At 67.2% G+C, this 1,200-nt stretch carries 1 protein-coding gene; it reads right to left on the reverse strand.

The window, feature by feature from the left end:
* Positions 1 to 1,200: amino acid adenylation domain-containing protein (locus ACGF5C_RS34865; RefSeq protein ID WP_393308697.1), on the reverse strand; the 1,200-nt coding region annotated here is incomplete at both ends.

Raw genomic sequence — 1,200 nt, forward strand, 5'->3', positions numbered from 1 at the left:
CCGCCGAGGTCGAAGAAGCTGTCGACGACGCTGACGGTGTCCAGGCTCAACACCCGCGCCCAGATCTCCGCGAGCCGCTCCTCCAGATCGGTACGCGGCGCCACATGCGCCCGCTCGACCACCGTCACCGACGCGGCCAGAGCCGCACGATCGACCTTGCCGTTGGCGTTGAGCGGGATCACCTCGACCGCGGTCAAATCCGACGGAATCATGTACTCCGGCAACCGCCGGGCACACTCCCGCCGCACCCGCTCGACCAAACCGGCATCCGGCCCCTCAGGCAGGTAGAAGGCCAACAACCGCGCCTCCCCCACCACGCTGGTGTGCACCATCGCCACCGCGTCCCGCACACCGGCCACCCCGGCGATCACCGACTCGATCTCACCCAACTCGATCCGGTAACCACGCACCTTCACCTGATCGTCGACACGACCGACGAACTCCACCGCCCCGTCCGACAACCGGCGGGTCAGATCCCCAGTCCGATACAGCCGCGACCCCACCGGCCCGAACGGATCCGGCACGAACCGCCCCGCCGTCAACTCCGGCTGACCCACATAACCACGCGCCACACCGATCCCACCGACATACAACTCACCCGTCACACCCACCGGAACCGGCTGCATCGCCGCGTCGAGCACATACATCCGCATGCCAGGCAACGCCCGACCGATCGGCACCACCGGCAACGCCTGCTCCACCCGCACCGGAAAGACGCACGTACCCACCGTCGCCTCAGTCGGCCCGTACTCGTTGACCAGATTCCCCGGACCCAGCAGACCCAGCCACCGGTTCGCCAACGCCGCCGGCAACGCCTCACCCGCGACCACCACCACCGGCGCCAACGCCGACAACTGCGCATCGCTCAACTGCCGACCCAAAATCTCCAGATGACCCGGCGTCAACTTCAGAAAACTGAACGGACCCGCCGCCGCCAGAGTCGCCCCCAACTCCGCCAGATCAACATCCTGATCGACCATGAACACCCGCTGCCCCGCCACCAACGGCGCCCACAGGTTCGGCACCTGCAAATCGAACGCCACCGACGAGAACACCGACGACCCACCAACGCCACGACCCGCCAACACCGACGCCGCCCACCGGACGTGATTCGCCAACCCCCGATGCGTGACCTGCACACCCTTCGGCCGACCCGTCGACCCCGACGTGAAGATCACATACGCCAGATCGTCCAGATCC

It is taken from the genome of Micromonospora sp. NPDC047620, from assembly GCF_043205005.1.
Lineage (GTDB): Bacteria > Actinomycetota > Actinomycetes > Mycobacteriales > Micromonosporaceae > Micromonospora.